Consider the following 17,816-nt stretch of genomic DNA (forward strand, 5'->3'; position numbering starts at 1 on the left):
CGGTTCAGCGGTCGGTGTCGACGACGTCCACGCGGACGCCGCGGCCACCGATACCGCCCATCACGGTGCGCAGTGCCGTGGCGGTCCGCCCGCCGCGGCCGATCACCTTGCCGAGGTCGTCCGGGTGGACGTGGACCTCGAGCGTGCGGCCACGCCGGGTGGTGATCAGTTCGACCCGGACGTCGTCCGGGTTGTCGACGATCCCGCGCACCAGGTGTTCGAGAGAGTCGGCGAGGAAGCTCACGCTGTCTCCTCCACGAGTTCGCGCGCTTCGACGGGGCTCACGCCTCGTCCTTGCCCGCCTCGTCGGCCTCGGCCTTCTTAGGGGCCTTCTTCTTCGGCGTGGTGGCCTCGGCGGTGGGCTCCTCACCGGCGGCGGCAAGCGCGGCGTTGAAGAGGTCCTGCTTCGACGGCTTCGGCTCGCGCTTCTTCAGCGTGCCCTCGGCGCCCGGCAGGCCCTTGTGCTTCTGCCAGTCACCGGTGATCTCGAGGATGCGCTGCACCGGCTCGGTCGGCTGCGCGCCGACACCCAGCCAGTACTGGGCCCGCTCGGAGTCGACCTCGATGAAGCTCGGCTCCTCCTTGGGGTGGTACTTGCCGATCGTCTCGATGGCCTTGCCATCCCGGCGGGTGCGCGCGTCAGCGACGATGATGCGGTAGTACGGCGCACGGATCTTGCCCAGGCGCTGCAGCTTGATCTTGACGGCCACGGGTGTGGGTACTCCTTGAGTTCTCTGTCGTGCTCGGTGGTGTCGGGAACACGATCCGAGTGGGGAAACGGACCTGGGTACCCGAAGCGTTGAGTCGCCACGGCACGGTGAGAGGGACCGGCCGGAGCGGGCAAGCGTCTATTCTGCCAGACGCGTTGCCTCGCCACGGCTAGAGGGTCACCACGCCGAGCGACGTGAGCAGGAGCGCCAGCGCGGGCAGGAAGTTGTTCATCTGGTGCGCCACCACGCTGCCCAGCAGCCGCCCGGTGAACAGGCGGGCGAGTCCGATGGGGATGGCGATCACCAGCAGCAGCGTGGTGCGCAGCGGTTCCAGGTGGCTGACCGCGAACACGGCCGTGGACAGCAGGAAGGCCGCCATCCTCGCCCGTTTCTCCTGGCCCCAGTTCAGCCGTTCCACCGCGTTCCACAGCAGGCCACGGTAGATGACCTCCTCGCAGATCGGCCCGACCAGCCACAGGTAGCAGAACATGATCACGGCGGCGGTGGCCGACATCGGCTGGCTGTCGACCAGCGCGGTGATGGCCGAGGTGGCCTTGTTCTGGCCGACCGTCTCCGACCAGACGAACGTGGCGAACGTGGTGAGCACCAGACCCAGCGAGCCGAGTTTGAGCCCCAGCCGGACGTCTGACCAGCGCCAAGCCAGGCGCAGATCGGTGAGCGGGCCGTTGCCGCGCCACACGGTGATCAACACCGCCACACCGGCCGCGAGCACGGCGGGGGCGATCGTGCCGATCAGCACGTCCCGGACGGGCACCGGCCCGCCGGGCGGGGCAGGACCGAGCAACGCGCTCACGAACGCCGCGGAGGCCAGCAACACCGCCTCGACCAGCAGGAAGGCACCGAAACCCCAGCGGTGTGGTGGCACCTGCCCGCCGACCTCCGGCAACTCGATCGGGTTCAGGTCGGAAACCGGCTCCCCCGAGTGGGTTGACGTCACGCCGATCCTCCGTTTGATCCAGTAGAACCAGTTGTCGAGCCTAGACCCCATCACATCGCCGTTCAGGAGCCGGTGAACAGCGACAACGCCGGCGGAAAATTGTTGGCCGCGTGGGCGACGAACGCGGCACCCACCCGGCCGGTCCTCCACCGGGCCACGCCGATCGCCAGCCCCTGGCCGAGCAGGGCGATCGTCCGTGACGGCTCGCCATGCAGGTAGGCGAACACGACCGCGGTCAGCACGATGATCACCCACGGGGGAAGCCGGTGATGCTCCAGCGCGCCCCACAGCGCGCCGCGCAGGAGCACTTCCTCGGCCAGCGGAGTCACGGCGACCACGATCACCGCGGCCGGCACGAGCCAGACGGTGTCGCCCGCGTCCACGCCTTCGGCGAGACCGCCCAGCGGCCCGTCGGCCACCCTGCCGACTCCGTAAACCCCGAGCAGCAGAAGGTTAAGCAGATATCCGGTGAGCAGCGCGAGCCCGCCGCAGGCGAGGCCGACTTTGACGTCCCTGAGGTTCGGCACCCAGCCGAAGTCCGCGTGCGGACCGTCGCCCCACCGGCACGAAGCGATCACGGGTCCGAGCCCGAGCACCAGGCTCGGCAGGAAGGCCAGCAGGAGCATCGGACCGACGTCGGGCAGTTCGAAGGGATCGGCGCTCGCATGCCCCGACCTCAACGCCGTCATGCCCAGCGTGAGCAGGTGGTAGGCGCCGAGGCCGGCGAAGAAGGCCGGGAAGCCCCAGTGGGTGCGGGACCTGGCCCGGGCGCGGGTGCCTTGCAGAACGCCGCTTTCCCGATTGACCCGCACCTTCCCTTCATACCCCACACCGGGTAACGGGACGCGACGAGTTGACCCTGCCGTGTGACTTCAGCGGATCACGGCGCCGCGCAGCACGATGTGCCGGGGCGCGCGAAGGACGGCGAGATCTTCGCGCGGGTCGGAGTCGAAGACGAGCAGGTCGGCCGGGGCGTCCTCAGCGATACCGGGGTGGCCGAGCCAGGCGCGCGACGACCAGGAGGCGGCCGCCAGCGCCTCTTCCCGGCTCATACCGCACCGGTTCAATGCCTCGATCTCGTCGACGATCCGGCCGTGTTCGATCATGCCCCCGGCGTCGCTGCCCGCGTAGACGGCGACACCGGCGTCGAGGGCGGTGCCGATCATTTCCGCCACCCCCGCGTGGAGGGCGCGCATGTGCGCGGCATAACGGGGATATTTCCCGGCCTTGTCCGCGATCCCGGGGAAGTTCTCGATGTTGATCAACGTCGGGACGAGTGCGATCTCCCGGCGCGCCATCTCGCCGAGCAGGTCACGGCTCAGGCCGGTGCCGTGCTCGAGACAGTCGATCCCGGCGTCGATCAGGTCCGGCAGGGCGTCCTCGCCGAACACGTGCGCGGTGACCCTCACGCCCGCCTCGTGCGCGACCTTGATCGCTTCGGCGAGCACGTCGCCGGGCCACAGCGGGGCCAGGTCCCCCACCGACCGGTCGATCCAGTCGCCGACCAGCTTGACCCAGCCGTCGCCGTCGGCCGCCTGTTCGGCGACCGCGGCCGGCAGTTCGTCCGGATGCCCGAGATCGATGCCCAGGCCCGGGATGTAGCGCTTGGGCAGGGCCAGATGCCGGCCCGACCGGATGATCTTCGGCAGATCGGTGCGGGCCTGTAACGGCCTGGCGTCGATCGGCAGTCCGCAGTCCCGGATCAGCAGCGTGCCCGCGTCGCGGTCGGTCAGCGCCTGGGTGACCGCTTCGTCCACTGTGGTCGGTCCGTGCGCGCCGATGCCGGGATGGCAGTGCGCGTCGACCAGGCCAGGAACCAGAAACCCTTCGGTGACAAGGGTTTCCGCACCCTCGACGGGCGAGAAGGTGATCCGGCCGCCATCGATCCAGACATCCCGCGACTCGCCGTCGGGCAGCACGACGCCGCGCAGCTGCTTTGGCCCGGTCGTCACTTGTTCTTGGGGAACTTGAACTTCGTCGGATCGAAGCCCGGCACGTCGTTCAGACCGCCGCCCAGCTGGGAAAGGTCCGGCCCGCCGCCCGGGGGAAGCATCGGCATCCCGCCGGGGAACCCGCCGCGCACCTTGGGCTGCGTGGGGCCGCGCCCCTTGCCCTTCTTCCCCTTCTTGCCCTTGCGGCTCTTGCTGCCCCCGCCACCGAGGCCGAACCGGCCCGCCATCTGCTGCATCATCTTGCGGGCCTCGAAGAACCGGTTCACCAGGTCGTTCACCTCGCGCACGGTGACGCCCGAGCCGAGCGCGATGCGCTGCCTGCGCGAGCCGTTGATGATCTTCGGATCGGTCCGCTCCGCCGGGGTCATGCCGCGGATGATCGCCTGCAGCCGGTCGAGCTGCTTGTCGTCGACCTGCGCGAGCTGGTCCTTCATCTGGCCGGCACCGGGCAGCATGCCGAGCAGGTTGCCGATCGGGCCCATCTTGCGGACCGCGAGCATCTGCTCCAGGAAGTCCTCCAGGGTGAGCTGCCCGCTGCCCAGCTTGGCCGCGGCCTTCTCCGCCTGTTCCTGGTCGAAGGCCTGCTCGGCCTGCTCGATCAGGGTGAGCAGGTCGCCCATGCCCAGGATGCGGCTGGCCATCCGGTCCGGGTGGAAGACGTCGAAGTCCTCGAGCTTCTCGCCGTTGGACGCGAACAGGATCGGCTGCCCGGTGACCTGGCGGACCGACAGCGCGGCACCGCCTCGCGCGTCGCCGTCGAGCTTGGTCAGCACCACACCCGTGAACCCGACACCGTCGCGGAACGCCTCCGCGGTGGTCACCGCGTCCTGGCCGATCATCGCGTCGACGACGAACAGGGTCTCGTCCGGCTGGACGGCGTCGCGGATGTCGGCGGCCTGCCGCATCAACTCCTCGTCCACGCCGAGGCGGCCCGCGGTGTCGACGATGACGACGTCGTGCTGGGCGTGCCTGGCCTCGGCGATCCCTCGCCGGGCCACGTCGACCGGGTCGCCGACGCCGTTGCCGGGCTCGGGCGCGAAGGTCGGTACCCCGGCCCGGTCGCCGACCACCTGCAGCTGGGTCACCGCGTTGGGCCGCTGGAGGTCACAGGCCACCAGCAGCGGGGCGTGCCCCTGCTTCTTCAGCCAGAGCGCGAGCTTGCCCGCCAGGGTCGTCTTACCGGAACCCTGCAGGCCGGCGAGCATGACGACGGTCGGCGGGTTCTTGGCCAGGGTGATCCGGCGGGTCTCGCCGCCGAGGATGCCGATCAGTTCCTCGTTGACGATCTTGACGACCTGCTGCGCCGGGTTGAGCGCGGCGGAAACCTCGGCCCCCTTGGCGCGCTGCTTGATCTGTGCGATGAACTCCCGCACCACGGGCAGCGCGACGTCCGCCTCCAGCAGCGCGATCCTGATCTCGCGCGCGGTGGCGTCGATGTCGGCGTCGGTCAGCTTTCCCTTGCCCCGCAGGCTCTGCAGGGCCGAAGTGAGCCGGTCGGAGAGAGTGTCGAACACGGGGGTGCACGCTCCAGCTGGTCGAGGTTGCACCTCCAGGGTACTCACTGGCACAGGTAGTAAAGCTAAGTTTACTAAATCTTGCAGTTCGTGCAAACATTTTGGCCCTGTGAAGCCAAATTAGTACGCTGACGTTTATGACCTCATTGACCGAACCGGCGCACGACGTCGATCAACGGGTTCCGCTGGGCCGGATCTTCGCGCTGTTCCGCCCCTACCGGCGGCGGCTGGCCGGGCTGCTGGCCGTGATCGTGGTCCAGGCGGGCCTGGGCGTGGCCGCGCCGTTCTTCCTGCGCGAAATCCTCGACACCGCCCTGCCCCACCGCGACACGCTGCTGATCAGCCTGCTCGCGCTCGGGATGCTCGCCTCCTCGCTGGGCAGCGGCGCGCTCAGCGTGGCCACCACCGGCCTGGCGAACACGATCGGCCAGTTCGTGATGAACGACCTGCGCGTCTCGGTCTACGGCCACCTGCAGAAGATGTCGCTGGCCTTCTTCACCCGCACCCGCACCGGAGAGGTGCTCTCCCGTGTCTTCAACGACATCGGCGGCGTGGACAACGTCGTCAACACGACCGCGAGCTCGGTGGTCCAGAACGGGATCACCACGCTGGCCATCGCCGTGGCGCTGGTGGTCCTCGACTGGCAGCTGGCCATCCTCGGCCTGATCGTCGTGCCGCTGTTCCTGCTGTTCACCCTGCGGCTCGGGCGCAGGCGCCGTTCGCTGGCCCGCGGCAGGCAGGCCAGGCTCGCCCGGCTGACCACCATGGTCGAGGAGTCGCTGTCGGTGTCGGGCGTCCTGCTCACCAAAACCATGGGCAACGCCCGCCAGCTGCGGGAAAGGTTCGCGGCCGAGTCCCGCGAGATCTCCCGGCTGGAACGGGAGTCGGCGCTGGCCGGGCGATGGCAGCTGGCCGCCCGGCGGATCGCCCTCACCAGCGTCCCGGCGATCGTGTACTGGCTCGCCGGGATCGCACTGGCCGGCGGCGCGAGCCCGACCACGATCGGCACCGTCGTGGCCTTCACCAGCATGCTCAACCGGCTGGTCGGGCCGGCCACCGCGATGCAGTCGATCGGCCAGAACTTCGCCACGTCGACCGCGTTGTTCGCCCGCATCTTCGAGGTGCTGGACCTGCCGCTGGAGATCACCGAGCGGACAGACGCCAAGCAACTCGAGGTGTCGCGGGGAACCGTGCGGCTGTCCGAGGTGTCCTTCAGCTACGGAGACGCCCCGACTCTGCGGGAAATCGACCTGGAGATTCCCGGTGGATCCACCACCGCGCTGGTCGGCGCCACGGGTTCGGGCAAGACCACGCTCGCCTACCTGGTCGCGAGGCTGTACGACCCGGCCGAGGGCCAGGTACTGATCGACGGCGTCGACATCCGCGACGTCACGCTCGACTCGCTGGCCGCCGCGGTGGGCATGGTCTCCCAGGAGACCTACCTGTTCCACGCGACCGTGCGCGAAAACCTGCGGTTCGCCAAGCCGGACGCGACCGACGAAGAGATCGAAGAGGCCGCCAAGGCCGCGCACATCCACGAAACATTGGCCGGGCTGCCCGACGGTTACGACACCATGGTGGGCCAGCGGGGGTACCGGTTCTCCGGAGGCGAGAAGCAGCGGATGGCCATCGCCCGGGTTCTGCTGCGGAACCCGCCGGTCCTCGTCCTCGACGAGGCCACCAGCTCGCTGGACAACCGGACCGAGGCCGCGGTGCAGGCCGAGCTGGACCGGCTGGCCGCACGACGCACGACCGTCACCATCGCACACCGGCTGTCCACTGTGGAAAACGCCGACCAGATCGTGGTGCTGGACGCGGGCCGGATCGTCGAACGCGGCACCCATGCGGAACTGTCCGCACTGGGTGGTCGCTACGCCAGGCTGGCCGCGGCCCTGCACTAGGGCCGGCCCCCTTCCCACCACCACCCTAGAATTCCGAGGTATGCCCGAGCGCGACCTGACCGAGCTTTCCCGTGTCGTACGGGAAGGCGTGGGCAGGCTCAACTGGCGCATGCGAGCCGAACGGGACCGCGGCGGCCCGAGCCCGCTGGTGCTGTCGGTACTCAGCCGGCTGTACCGGGCGGGCACGCACACCCCGAAAGCACTCGCCGAAGCCGAAAAGATCCAGCCCCAGTCGCTCACCCGCGTCCTCGCCGCGCTGGACCGCGACGGCCTCATCTCGCGCGGGCGCGACCCCGAGGACGGGCGTCAGGTACTGGTGGACATCACCGACCGCGGGCTGCAAACCCTGCGCGCCTACAGCGAACAGCGGGAGCGGTGGCTGGCCGCGGCGATGGCCGAGACGCTGACCGAGACCGAGCAGGACCTGCTGGGGATGGCCGCGAAACTGATGATGCGTGTGGCGGACTTGTGACACCCGCGTGCGGGTGGCTCGCCCCCTCGCCGAGCCACCCGCACGTGTCGCGCCGAGGCCGCCGGAACACCTCGCTCACCGGACCCCCAGCACCCGGTGACCTGGCGGCCGGACAACCTCTCGTGCGATGTCCTCAGCCTGCCCTGCGGGAGGTGGAGCCGGCAGCGTGAACACCCCCAAGTAGCGTTGCGTAGATCTACTCAGGTTCCGTTCCGGCCGCGCCGATGCGCACCCGTGTGACACGTGCCGTCTCGGCATATGACGCGAGATCAGGCGGAAAAGTTCGATCCGGGAGGGTCAGCGCCGGGACTTGGACGCCGACTTCGGCTTCGAAGCGGCCTTGCGCGCCGCCGACCGGGCGCTCTTCGCCTTCTCCGACGCCGCCTTGGCCTTCGCTACCGCGGCGTCGGCGTCGGCGCGGTCCTGGGCGCTTTCCTGCAGCGCCTCGAGCAACACCTCGACACCCTTGTCCTGGGTCTCCGCGGTCGGCTGGACCACTTCGCGGCCTTCGATCCTGGCCTCGATCAGCGCGCTCAACGCCTCGCTGTAGCTGTCGGTGTAAAGACCGGGCTCGAAGTCGCGGGACAGGTTCTCGATGAGGTTCGCCGCCGCGCGCAGATGAGGCGGGCGCACGTCGACGTCCTCGTGCAGGAACGGGAAGTCCGGGCGGCGGATCTCGTCGGGCCAGTGCATCGTGTCGAGCATGATCACCTGGTCACGCACGCGGAGCGTACCCAGCGTCTCCCGCTGCCGGATGGTCACCTTCACCACCGCCACCCGGTCCGCCTGCCGCAGCGCCTCGGCCAGCAGCACGTACGGCTTGGTCGCCGGCACCTCCGGCTCCAGGTAGTAGCTCTTGATGAAGTAGACCGGGTCGATCTGCGCCAGGCGGACGAAGCCGAGCACCTGGATCGAATGCGCCGAGGACAGGGGCAGGGACGCCAGATCCTCGTCGGTCAGGACCACCACGTCACCGCCGGGCAGGGTGTAGCCCTTGCCGACCTCACCGGGCGGGATCTCGGCGCCGTCGACCTCGCACACCCGCTTCTGCCGCAGCCGCCCGCCGTCGGTCAGGTGGAGCTGGTGCAGCGGCGTGCCGTGGTCCTCCGTCGCGGCATAGGCCTTCACCGGAATGGCCGAACTGCCCAGACCGATCGTGCCCTTCCACACTGTGCGCATTCGAAAAGGATATCGAGCGCACGTGCGGAACTAATAGCTACAAACGGGTGTCCGTGCCCGCGAATTCGGCCAGCGACCGGGCGAGCGGCGCGCTTTCGGTCAGCGCGTCGGCCGAATAGCCGAGAGCGCTTGCCGCCGCTTGGAGTATCTCGGCGAGTGCCGCGAGTTCGGGCGACGGGACGGCGGCCAGCGTGCTGTCCCGCCCGTCGTGCACGCGGCCGGCCAGTGCGGCCAGCGCCCCCGAAAGGTGACGCTGCGCGGCGACCACGTCACCGATCACCGCGGTGAGTTCGCCGAGGCTGGTGGCCTCGGCGGTGGACAGTTCCGCGGCGCAGGCCCGCAGGTGGGACGCGGCCACCGTGACCGGGAGGACGGACGGCTCGAGCTCCGGCATGGCGGACATCCTGCCATCGCGCCCGCTGATCTCCCGGCGCGACACGCGCGAAAATCACGCCTTGATCGCGACGGATCCCCGGGGCCTGGTCGTGGGCGCGGCCGGCCTGGGCGCTTGCTCAGCGTGTTCGCGGAGTAGCGCACCGCGGCCAGTAGGATGAGCCGCATGCCGGACGCCCCGCCCCGTCCCGAGCCGTTCACCCCGCGGACCGTCCCCGCGGCGCTGGAGGACCTCCGCGCGAGGCTCCGTGCGACGCGCTGGCCGGACATGCCCGAGGACGCCGGGTGGTCGCTCGGGACCGACCTCGCCTACCTCCGCGAGCTCGTCGCTTACTGGGCCGACGGGTTCGACTGGCCGGCGCAGGAGGCGGCGCTCGCCCGGCTCCCCCGCTTCCGCGTCCCGCTCGCCGGCGTCCGGATCCACTTCGCGCACGTCCGGGCCGTCACGCGGGCCGGGCCCGTCCTGCCGCTGGTCCTCAGCCACGGCTGGCCGGACTCGTTCTGGCGCTACGCGAAGGTCATCCCGCTCCTGACCGACCCCGGCGCGCACGGCGCCGATCCCGCCGACGCGTTCGACGTGGTCGTGCCCGACATGCCGGGCTATGGGTACTCCGACCGCCCCGCCGGCCCGCCGCTGGACGCCATCGCCGTCGCCGGTTTGTGGGCCGAGCTCATGGGCGTCCTCGGCTACAAGCGGTTCGGCGCGGCGGGCGGGGACATCGGCAGCCATGTGAGCCGCTATCTCGGGCTCGACCACCCCGACCGGGTCGTGGCCGTCCACCGCACCGACGCGGGCCTGCCCGTTTTCACCGGCGACCCGGCGGACCTCGCACCCGAGGAGCGCGCCTGGCTCGAGGGCGCCGCGGCTTGGGGCGCGGCCGAGGGCGCCTACGCCGCCATGCACCGCACGAAGCCCCAGACGGCCGCCTTCGGGCTCACCGACTCGCCGGCCGGGCTTGCCGCGTGGATCGTCGAGAAGCTCCGGGCGTGGAGCGACTGTGACAGCGACATCGAGCGGCGCTTCACGAAGGACGAGATTCTCACGAACGTCACGATCTACTGGCTCACGGGGACGATCGGCTCGTCGATGCGCATGTACCGCGCGAACGCCGGGATCCCGCCCGCACAGCACGCCCGCCGGGTCGAGGTGCCGTCCGGCTTCTCCCTCTTCCCCGGCGACATCATCCGCCCGCCGCGGGCGTGGCTCGACCGCACGGCGAACGTCGTGCGGGTGACCGAGCCCGCGCGCGGCGGGCACTTCGCGCCGTTCGAGGAGCCCGAGCTGTACGCGGAGGAGCTGCGCGCGTTCTTCCGTCCCTACCGCACCGTCACGGGTTAGCCCTGGGTTAGCGGCTAACCCGTGACCACCAGTACCGCCTGCTCCACGCGCTGGCGCCATGCCTGGTCCAACCGCCCGTTGCGCGGAGACACCGCGAACGAGTCGACCACGGCGCCGCCGAGCGTCGCGACCTTCGCCCACCGCACCTCGGCCTCGGCCCTCTGCAGCGCGCCGGCCACCCGGTACAGCAGCCCGATCCGGTCGTTCGCCCGCAGTTCCAGGACCACGGTGGTCGAGCCACTGGTCTCGTCGTCGAACCACAGCACCTTCGGCTCGGCCGCGGCGCGCACGGGTACCAGGTAGTCCCGTTCCTTCGCGGCAAGTTTCTGCTCCAGCGCGAGCCCGCCGGCCACCGCGCGGGCGAACTGCTCCCGCAGCAGTGAGCGGTCGGGCAGTGACCCGAACTTGGGCGAAGCGGTGAAGATTCCGACCCGCCCGCCGCCGTGTCCGCGCAGTGTCGCGGTGTGCACTTCGAGCGAGTTCAACGCGAGCACGCCGGCGGCGGGCGCCAGCAGCTCGGTACGCGCCGGCACGGCGAGCACGACCGTCGCCATGTTGCCGTCGGAGGAGATCTCCACCTCGCCACGGCCCGTGCGCACCGCGGTCGCGACCAGTTCGCGCTGGCTCGCCTCGAGCGGCTCGGGCGCGCTGAATCCCTTGCCCTGCACGACCTGACGGCAGCGGGCCACCAGGTTGGCCACGAGTCCGGCCTTCCAGTCCGTCCACATCCCGGGCCCGGTGGCGAGCGAATCCGCCTGGGTGAGCGCGTGCAGCAACTCGAGGAGCACGACGTCGTTGTCCACCGTCTTGACGATGCGGTTGATCGTGGTCGGTTCCTCGATGTCACGGCGGGTGGCCGTGTGGGGCAGCAGCAGGTGGTGCCGCACCGTGGCCGACACGATCGCCGCGTCCGAGTCGGAGAGCCCGATCCGGCGCGCGACCTGGGCCGAGATCGCCGCGCCCAGCTCGGAATGGTCCACTTCGCGGCCCTTGCCGATGTCGTGCAGGAGGGCACTGAGCAGCAGCAGATCCGGGCGGCCCACGGTGGTGGTGAGTTTGGCCGCCTCCACACAGGTCTGGACCAGGTGGCGGTCCACGGTCCAGGTGTGCACCGGGGACCGGGGCGGGAGATCACGGATCGCGCCCCATTCCGGGAACAGCCTGGCCCACAGTCCGGTCCGGTCCAGCGCCTCGACGGCGTCGACCAGTCCTTCACCGGCGCCGAGCATTTCGGTGAGCGCGTCCCTGGCGTCGATCGGCCACGGCGTGCGCAGTTCCGGCGCCGAGTCCGCGAGGGTGCGCAAGGTGCCGTGGGCGATGGGCATGCCGGTCCGCGCCGAGGCCGCCGCGACGCGCAGCAGCAACGCGGGGTCCCTGGCCGGCACCGCGTCCCTGGCGAGCGCGACCTCGTTGCCGTGCAACACCACTCCCTCGTCGAGCGGGGTCCGGCTGGGACGCCTGCCGAACCGTCCCCTCGGTGCGTCCACATTGGAGCGAAGCGCGACGTCGACCGCGTAGCTGACCGCGCGGCCCGCGCCGGAAAGCCTGCGCGCCAAGGTGAACCGGTCACCGAACCCCAGCTCGGCGGCGACCAGCTCGGCGTCTGCGGCGCCGAGCACGTCACGGTCACGCCTGAGCTCGCGGCGCATCTCGGTACGCACGTCGAGCAGCAGTCCCCGAGCTTCCCGTAGTTCCTCGCCGGGACGGTCGATCAGTTGCGCGATCGCCAGCGCGTCGAGGATGCCGAGATCGCGCAGCCCGCCGCGACCGTACTTCAGGTCGGGTTCGGCGGACTGCGCGATCTCACCGCTGCGCTGCCAGCGTTGACGGGCCGAGGAGATCAGCTCGGGCAGGCGTTTGCGGGCCGTGCGGCGCCACTGGTCGCGCGCCGCGGCGGCCAGTCGCCCGCTGAGCTCGGCGTCGCCGGCCAGATGCCGGGTGTCGAGCAGGCCCATCGCGGTCCGCAGATCCTCCGAGGCCACCTGCAACGCCTCGCTGGGAGTGCGGACCGCGTGGTCGAGGCCGACACGCGCGTCCCACAGCGGGTACCACAACGCGTCGGCGATTTCGGCGACCTTCGGGTTCTGGTCGTGCACCAGGACCAGGTCGAGGTCGGAAAACGGCGTCAGCTCACGACGGCCGAGACCGCCGACGGCGACCAGCGCGACACCGGGTTCGGCGGTGTCCACGCCGGCCGCCGCGGCGGCCTTGCTCAACCAGAACTCGTAAAGGTCGACCAGGGCGGCGCGTAACGCCGCGGCGCCGAGCCGCCCGTGCCGGCCTTCCAGCAGCCGGTTGGTCGCCTTGGCGAGTTCCCCCCCGAGAACCATCTCCCCCGCCTAGAGCGCGTCCGTGCCGCGTTCGCCGGTGCGCACCCGGACGACGGTCTCCACGGGCGTCACCCACACCTTGCCGTCACCGATCTTGCCGGTGTGCGCGGCGTTGACGATGGCCTCGATGACCTTTTCCACGTTCGCGTCGTCGGTGACGACCTCGACCCGGAGCTTGGCCACGAAGTCGACCGCGTACTCGGCGCCGCGGTAGACCTCCGTGTGGCCCTTCTGCCTGCCGTACCCCTGCACTTCGCTGACCGTCATGCCGAGCGCGCCCAACTGCTCCAGCGCCGCGCGGATGTCGTCGAGGGTGAACGGCTTGACGATGGCGGTGATCAGCTTCATGCCTTGCTTCCTTCCAGGGCCGCGCCGTCCTTGGACGGTGCCGGGGCGGGGGCGTGCGCGCCGTGACCGATGGCGGACCCGACAAAGTCATACGCGCTTTCCGCGTGCTGCGCCTCGTCGATGCCACTGACCTCGTCCTCGGTGCTGACCCGGAACCCGCCCGCGGCCTTGATGACGAAGCCGATGATCAGGCTCAACACGAACGAGTAACCCATGACGGCGAACGCCGCGGCCGCCTGCTTGCCGAGCAGCGTCAGGCCACCGCCGTAGAACAGCCCGTCCGCGCCGAGGGCGTTCACGCTGGTGGTGCCGAAGAAGCCGATCAGCAGGGTGCCGACGAGACCGCCGAACAGGTGCACACCGACCACGTCGAGCGAGTCGTCGAAGCCGAACTTGTACTTCAGGCTGACCGCCAGCGCGCAGATGGCACCGGCGAGCACACCGATCACGATCGCGCCGAGCGGGGTCACGAAACCACAAGCCGGGGTGATGGCGACCAGGCCGGCCACCGCGCCCGAGGCAGCGCCGAGGGTGGTCGGCTTGCCGAACTTGATCTGCTCCACCAGCAGCCAGCCGAGCACCGCGGCCGCGGTGGCGACGGTGGTGTTGGTGAACGCGACGCCCGCCAGGTCACCCGCGGACAGCGCCGAACCGGCGTTGAAGCCGTACCAGCCGAACCACAGCAGGGCGGCACCGAGCAGGACGAACGGTACGTTGTGCGGGCGGCCGGTGTCCTTCGGCCAGCCCTTGCGCTTGCCGAGCACGATCGCCAGCGCCAGGCCCGCGGCACCGGCGTTGATGTGCACCGCGGTACCACCGGCGAAGTCGAGTGCCTTCAGCCTGCTGGAAATCCAGCCACCTACCGCGTCGGGGCCCATGAAGCCGTCGAACGAGAACACCCAGTGCGCCACCGGGAAGTACACCACGGTGACCCAGAGGATCACGAACAGCGCCCAGCCCCAGAACTTCGCGCGGTCGGCGATCGCGCCCGAGATCAGCGCCGGGGTGATCACCGCGAACATCAGCTGGAACATCACGAAGGCGAGCACCGGCAGGGCGTCCGGGCCCGGCCACGGCACCGCGGGAGTGCTGCTGGTCGCCGTGGCGGCGAAGCCGGCCAGGTGACCCCAGGTGTCGGCCATTCCCGCGTTGGCGAAGTTACCGATCAATCCGCCGAACGCGTCGCTGCTGAACGACTCGCCAAAGCCGTACAGGATCCACAGCACCGACACGATGGCCAGACAGATGAAATTCATCATGAGCATGTTCAGGACGCTCTTCGAGCGGACCATCCCGCCGTAGAAGAACGCCAATCCTGGTGTCATGAGCATGACCAGCGCGGCGCTGGCCAACACCCATGCGGTGTCTCCTGCGTTCAGCACATTGTCCTCCCGGTTCCGGATATGGGCGGGAGTTTTGGTTTGCCGTGTTTCACGGGAAGGCTTGCGAGGTTTCAGCGGGGTGAACTGTCCGGGCGCTCTTGTTACGAGCACGTTTCCTGTTACCTCCCTGATAACCTGGGTCTACGAAACGTCGTAGTCAGATACGGTGAGTGACACCTGTCGGTGTGTCACGGTCCGCGCCCGCGTGGTCCGCCGATTGCGCCAGCGGGGTGACGGCCATCGGATTCAACGGATGGCTCCGGGGGGAGGAAGGGACCCGGCCGCGGTCTGTTGAGATGGGTCCCATGACGCTCCCCGCCGCGGTCACTCAGGCGCTTCGGTGCTCGGTGTGCGGTGAGCCGGTCGAGCTCGCCGGACGGGCGGTGCGGTGCGCGCGCCGGCATTCCTTCGATCTCGCCAAGCAGGGATACGTCAACATGCTGCACGCGCGAGTGCCCGCCGGGACCGCCGACACCACGGAGATGGTGGCCGCCAGGGTGGAATTCCTCGCCGCCGGGTACTACTCGGAACTGGCCGATCTCGTCGCCGGCCAGGTGGCCACGGCCGGAACCGGCCTGGTCGTCGACGCCGGGGCCGGCACGGGCTACCACCTGGCGCGCGTTCTCGACCGGCTGCCCACGGCGACCGGGCTCGCCCTGGACGTGTCGGCGGTGGCCCTGCGCCGCGCCGCCAAGGCACACGAACGGCTGGGCGCGGTGACGTGGAACCTGTGGGAGCCGTGGCCGGTAGCGAGCGGATCGGCGTCGGTGCTGCTGAACGTGTTCGCACCGCGGAACGGCCCCGAGTTCCGCCGGGTGCTCCGGCCGGACGGGCTGCTCGTCGTGGTGTCGCCGCTGGCCGGGCACCTGCGGGAACTGGCTTCGGTGGTGGACCTGCTCGGGGTCGACGGGCGCAAGGACGAGCGGCTGGACGACCGCCTCGGCGGGCAGTTCGAGCCGCTGGGCAGGCAGGAGGCCGTCCGGCGGGTGACCCTTCCCCCGGACGACGTGCGACGGGCCGTGCTGATGGGGCCGAGCGCGCACCATCCCCGGCGGCTGAGGCGTCTCGACCAGGTCGCCGAAGCGATCGAGGTGACCACGGCGTTCCTGATCTCCGTTTACCGGCCGCGTAGGTTGGCGAAGTGAGCGCGGTACCGGCGACAGCCATCACCGACCCTGCCTGGCTGCGGGCACAACTCGGCCTCGCGGCGCGACGGTACGGCTGCGCACCGGCCGGGGTCCTCGGCACGATCTGGTGGTACTCGGCGTCGTCCGTGCTGGTCGCGCCCACGCTGGAAGCCCTGGCGAGCACCGGGCGGGCGCTGGACCCCGCGCTGTCCTCGGTCACGCTGGACGTCACCGACGACGGGCGGCTCCTCGGCGCCCGATCGGGCCGGCCGTTCGACGGCAGCCAGGACAAGCTGGGCAAAGCGCTGGGCGAAACGCTCGAATCGGCGATCGCAGGCGTCGAGGCGGTCAGCGGCGCCCGCTCCCCCGCCTTGCGCGCGATCGCGACCGATTCCATCGCCAACCGCCTGCTCTTCTCCGGCGCCCCCGAACGCGCGGAACCGCTGATCGCCGCGATCGGCCAACGGATGCCACGGCCGCGTTACGTCCTCATAGGCTCGAACCGCGTTGTACGCCGGGCCTCCTGCTGCCTGATCTACCAGGTGGGCCTGCCCAAATGCACGAGCTGCCCGCGCCAGCATCCCGCCGATCGCGACCGTCGCCTGCGTACGGCACTCGGATAGTCACACCATCATTTCCGGCAATTCCCCGGGAAAGGAATTCACGCGAAACGGTTGCTTGTCCCCTACACTTCGGAAAAGCCGGGATCATCCGGATTTCGGGAGGTGATCTCCGCAATGGGCTTCGCCTGGAAAGCGGCCACCGTCACCGCGGTCACGATCACCCTCGCCGGTTTGCTGGCCTACACCCGTCTTGACACCAATATCACGGCGATCGACGTCGACAGGGTGCTCGGTGACGATCGACCGGCACGGGACGCCCCCGGCGCGCTGAACATCCTGCTGCTCGGCTCGAACTCGGGCGGCGCCCGCGCCGAGACCGCGATGTTCGTGCACCTCGCCCAGGAGCGTACGAGTGCCATCGTCGTCACCATCCCGCGCGACACCGTGGTGCCCCGGCCCGCCTGCCCGCTCCAGGACGGGGGCACCGCTCCCCCGGCGGCCGCTGTCGTCTTCGGCACGGCCTACTCCGTGGGCGGCCCGGTATGTGTGGTCAAGACCGTCGAACGGCTCAGCGACGTCCGCGTCGACCACCTGCTTGACCTCGACTTCTCGTGCTTCACCAGGCTTGCCGGGGCACTTGGCCGCACCATCCACGGCGATGACGGCCAACTCGACCTTCCCAAGGCGGTGATCGGCTCCGGCCTGCTGGTCAACCCGGTGAAGCTGGTGGAGATCGCGGACACCGTCACCAGGGCGCTGACCACCGACTCGGGGCTCGGCTCATTACCTGATCTGCTCGGTCTCGCCCGCAGCGTGGCCGATCTCGAGCCGTCCCACATCGCCTTCAGAACGCTGCCCGCCGACCCTCGCCGCGAGGCCCTTTGGACGGCTCTCCGTCAGGACCTCCCACCGCCTCCAGCGTGAAAAGGCCTCGGGCGGGGCACCCGTCCCGGTGAGGAGCGAACCGAACAGGAGAGAGCTGTCCGATGAGCGTGTCCGCTCGCCGGGGTCCGACCGTGCCCGAAGTGTTGCTCGATCCCGTCCGCGACCCGACCGTGGCGTTCACCGAAGCCGAACGAGCGGAGCTGTGGCTCACCGGGCGGCTGCCCCGCGGCCGTGCTGACGCTGGGGCAGCAGGCCGAACGCGCCTGTCCAACCCGACCTCGCGCATCGAAGCCATGCCCGAAGACCTCATCCGCTGGTCGGACGGAAAGGTACTGACCGCGGCCGGTATCCCGGTCGCTCCGGTGGAGTACGACGGTGTGCGGTACACCATCGAGCAGGCGAACAACGCGCTGTTCTACCCGGGTCTCGGCCTCGGCACCATCATGGCCGGCGCGCGGAAAGTGACCCCCGGGACGCTGCCGGCCGAAGCGGTCGCGGGGCAGGTCGATACCGCCGACCCCGGGGCCGCGCTGTTGCCGCCGGTCAAGAACCTGCACGCGTCCTCGGCGGCGGTGGCCGTGGTGCGGGCCACGCTCGACGAGGATGTCGCGAGCAGGGAAATCGACAAGTCGGTTGCGGGCCGTGCAGGACGCCATGTGGTGGCCCGGCCAGTCGTGACGAAAAGTCCACTTAGGACGCGATGAGGTGCCGGATCCGCCTGCCGCCACCACGTGACCACACGGCTCGGGGGATGTTCGGCAAG

18 protein-coding genes are annotated in these 17,816 nt (G+C 70.1%); 7 read left to right on the top strand and 11 right to left on the bottom strand.

The annotated features are described in order from the left end of the window. Positions 1-4 precede the first annotated feature (4 nt). The 6 genes from VJT49_RS02325 to ffh form a co-directional block, all read right to left on the bottom strand. Positions 5-244, bottom strand: coding sequence for an RNA-binding protein (locus VJT49_RS02325; RefSeq protein ID WP_020671256.1), 240 nt, complete (start codon positions 242-244; stop codon positions 5-7). A 37-nt stretch (positions 245-281) separates the two neighbouring features. Beyond that, the gene (rpsP, locus tag VJT49_RS02330) at positions 282-710 is read right to left on the bottom strand and encodes a 30S ribosomal protein S16 (RefSeq protein ID WP_324162625.1); all 429 of its coding nucleotides are present in this window, start codon (positions 708-710) and stop codon (positions 282-284) included. Between the two features lie 169 nt (positions 711-879). Next, positions 880-1,668: a CPBP family intramembrane glutamic endopeptidase gene (locus VJT49_RS02335; protein ID WP_414635787.1), complete on the bottom strand. Its 789-nt coding sequence runs from the start codon at positions 1,666-1,668 to the stop codon at positions 880-882. A gap of 62 nt (positions 1,669-1,730) precedes the next feature. Beyond that, entirely contained in the window at positions 1,731-2,453 is a 723-nt protein-coding gene (locus tag VJT49_RS02340) for a type II CAAX endopeptidase family protein (RefSeq protein WP_324162867.1), read from the bottom strand. Positions 2,454-2,540: 87 nt separating this feature from the next. Beyond that, complete coding sequence (locus tag VJT49_RS02345) at positions 2,541-3,620, bottom strand: amidohydrolase family protein (protein ID WP_324162627.1); 1,080 nt, start codon at positions 3,618-3,620, stop codon at positions 2,541-2,543. Continuing rightward, positions 3,617-5,134 carry a signal recognition particle protein gene (gene ffh / locus VJT49_RS02350; protein ID WP_324162628.1) on the bottom strand — a complete coding sequence of 506 codons (1,518 nt, stop codon included), beginning with the start codon at positions 5,132-5,134 and terminating at the stop codon, positions 3,617-3,619. Before ffh ends, VJT49_RS02345 begins: the two co-directional genes overlap by 4 nt. Before the next feature lie 137 nt (positions 5,135-5,271). On the opposite strand from ffh, the gene VJT49_RS02355 reads away from it, so the two are divergent. Together VJT49_RS02355 and VJT49_RS02360 are read left to right on the top strand one after the other, a co-directional pair. After that, positions 5,272-7,035, top strand: coding sequence for an ABC transporter ATP-binding protein (locus VJT49_RS02355; RefSeq protein ID WP_324162630.1), 1,764 nt, complete (start codon positions 5,272-5,274; stop codon positions 7,033-7,035). Positions 7,036-7,075: 40 nt separating this feature from the next. Continuing rightward, positions 7,076-7,507: a MarR family winged helix-turn-helix transcriptional regulator gene (locus tag VJT49_RS02360; RefSeq protein WP_324162632.1), complete on the top strand. Its 432-nt coding sequence runs from the start codon at positions 7,076-7,078 to the stop codon at positions 7,505-7,507. A 297-nt stretch (positions 7,508-7,804) separates the two neighbouring features. Here the strand turns inward: VJT49_RS02360 and VJT49_RS02365 are convergent, their stop codons facing one another. Together VJT49_RS02365 and VJT49_RS02370 are read right to left on the bottom strand one after the other, a co-directional pair. Next, positions 7,805-8,686: a Ku protein gene (locus tag VJT49_RS02365; RefSeq protein ID WP_324162634.1), complete on the bottom strand. Its 882-nt coding sequence runs from the start codon at positions 8,684-8,686 to the stop codon at positions 7,805-7,807. 37 nt (positions 8,687-8,723) lie between these two features. Continuing rightward, positions 8,724-9,080 (bottom strand): hypothetical protein, encoded by a 357-nt coding sequence (locus tag VJT49_RS02370; RefSeq protein WP_324162636.1) that lies wholly within the window; start codon positions 9,078-9,080, stop codon positions 8,724-8,726. Between the two features lie 165 nt (positions 9,081-9,245). On the opposite strand from VJT49_RS02370, the gene VJT49_RS02375 reads away from it, so the two are divergent. After that, positions 9,246-10,418 (top strand): epoxide hydrolase, encoded by a 1,173-nt coding sequence (locus tag VJT49_RS02375; RefSeq protein ID WP_324162637.1) that lies wholly within the window; start codon positions 9,246-9,248, stop codon positions 10,416-10,418. A 14-nt stretch (positions 10,419-10,432) separates the two neighbouring features. On the opposite strand, the gene VJT49_RS02380 is transcribed toward VJT49_RS02375, so the two are convergent. Genes VJT49_RS02380 through VJT49_RS02390 form a run of 3 tightly spaced genes read right to left on the bottom strand, consistent with a single transcriptional unit; the run spans position 10,433 to position 14,478 of the window. Continuing rightward, positions 10,433-12,748: a [protein-PII] uridylyltransferase gene (locus VJT49_RS02380; protein ID WP_324162639.1), complete on the bottom strand. Its 2,316-nt coding sequence runs from the start codon at positions 12,746-12,748 to the stop codon at positions 10,433-10,435. 9 nt (positions 12,749-12,757) lie between these two features. Then, positions 12,758-13,096 (bottom strand): P-II family nitrogen regulator, encoded by a 339-nt coding sequence (locus VJT49_RS02385; RefSeq protein ID WP_091513500.1) that lies wholly within the window; start codon positions 13,094-13,096, stop codon positions 12,758-12,760. Continuing rightward, complete coding sequence (locus VJT49_RS02390; RefSeq protein ID WP_324162641.1) at positions 13,093-14,478, bottom strand: ammonium transporter; 1,386 nt, start codon at positions 14,476-14,478, stop codon at positions 13,093-13,095. The genes VJT49_RS02385 and VJT49_RS02390 overlap by 4 nt, the downstream gene beginning before the upstream one ends. A 305-nt stretch (positions 14,479-14,783) precedes the next feature. Here VJT49_RS02390 and VJT49_RS02395 point away from each other — a divergent pair, with 305 nt between their 5' ends. The 4 genes from VJT49_RS02395 (at position 14,784) to VJT49_RS02410 (ending at position 17,757) form a co-directional block, all read left to right on the top strand. Then, entirely contained in the window at positions 14,784-15,623 is an 840-nt protein-coding gene (locus VJT49_RS02395) for a putative RNA methyltransferase (RefSeq protein ID WP_324162643.1), read from the top strand. Then, on the top strand, positions 15,620-16,228 hold the full coding sequence (locus tag VJT49_RS02400; protein ID WP_324162644.1) for a (2Fe-2S)-binding protein: 609 nt from the start codon (positions 15,620-15,622) through the stop codon (positions 16,226-16,228). Before VJT49_RS02395 ends, VJT49_RS02400 begins: the two co-directional genes overlap by 4 nt. 114 nt (positions 16,229-16,342) lie before the next feature. After that, positions 16,343-17,092 (top strand): LCP family protein, encoded by a 750-nt coding sequence (locus VJT49_RS02405; protein WP_324162646.1) that lies wholly within the window; start codon positions 16,343-16,345, stop codon positions 17,090-17,092. Positions 17,093-17,154: 62 nt separating this feature from the next. Further along, positions 17,155-17,757 (top strand): malic enzyme-like NAD(P)-binding protein, encoded by a 603-nt coding sequence (locus VJT49_RS02410; RefSeq protein WP_324162648.1) that lies wholly within the window; start codon positions 17,155-17,157, stop codon positions 17,755-17,757. Positions 17,758-17,816: the final 59 nt, after the last annotated feature.

This window comes from Amycolatopsis sp. (genome assembly GCF_035276945.1).
Lineage (GTDB): Bacteria > Actinomycetota > Actinomycetes > Mycobacteriales > Pseudonocardiaceae > Amycolatopsis_E.

Bases quoted from the DNA above. Each gene is read 5' to 3' on its own strand.
- VJT49_RS02355 (WP_324162630.1), top strand. From the start codon at position 5,272: ATGACCTCATTGACCGAACCGGCGCACGACGTCGATCAACGGGTTCCG.
- VJT49_RS02360 (WP_324162632.1), top strand. From the start codon at position 7,076: ATGCCCGAGCGCGACCTGACCGAGCTTTCCCGTGTCGTACGGGAAGGC.
- VJT49_RS02365 (WP_324162634.1), bottom strand. From the start codon at position 8,686: ATGCGCACAGTGTGGAAGGGCACGATCGGTCTGGGCAGTTCGGCCATT.
- VJT49_RS02370 (WP_324162636.1), bottom strand. From the start codon at position 9,080: ATGCCGGAGCTCGAGCCGTCCGTCCTCCCGGTCACGGTGGCCGCGTCC.
- VJT49_RS02375 (WP_324162637.1), top strand. From the start codon at position 9,246: ATGCCGGACGCCCCGCCCCGTCCCGAGCCGTTCACCCCGCGGACCGTC.
- VJT49_RS02380 (WP_324162639.1), bottom strand. From the start codon at position 12,748: ATGGTTCTCGGGGGGGAACTCGCCAAGGCGACCAACCGGCTGCTGGAA.
- VJT49_RS02385 (WP_091513500.1), bottom strand. From the start codon at position 13,096: ATGAAGCTGATCACCGCCATCGTCAAGCCGTTCACCCTCGACGACATC.
- VJT49_RS02395 (WP_324162643.1), top strand. From the start codon at position 14,784: ATGACGCTCCCCGCCGCGGTCACTCAGGCGCTTCGGTGCTCGGTGTGC.
- VJT49_RS02405 (WP_324162646.1), top strand. From the start codon at position 16,343: ATGGGCTTCGCCTGGAAAGCGGCCACCGTCACCGCGGTCACGATCACC.
- VJT49_RS02410 (WP_324162648.1), top strand. From the start codon at position 17,155: ATGAGCGTGTCCGCTCGCCGGGGTCCGACCGTGCCCGAAGTGTTGCTC.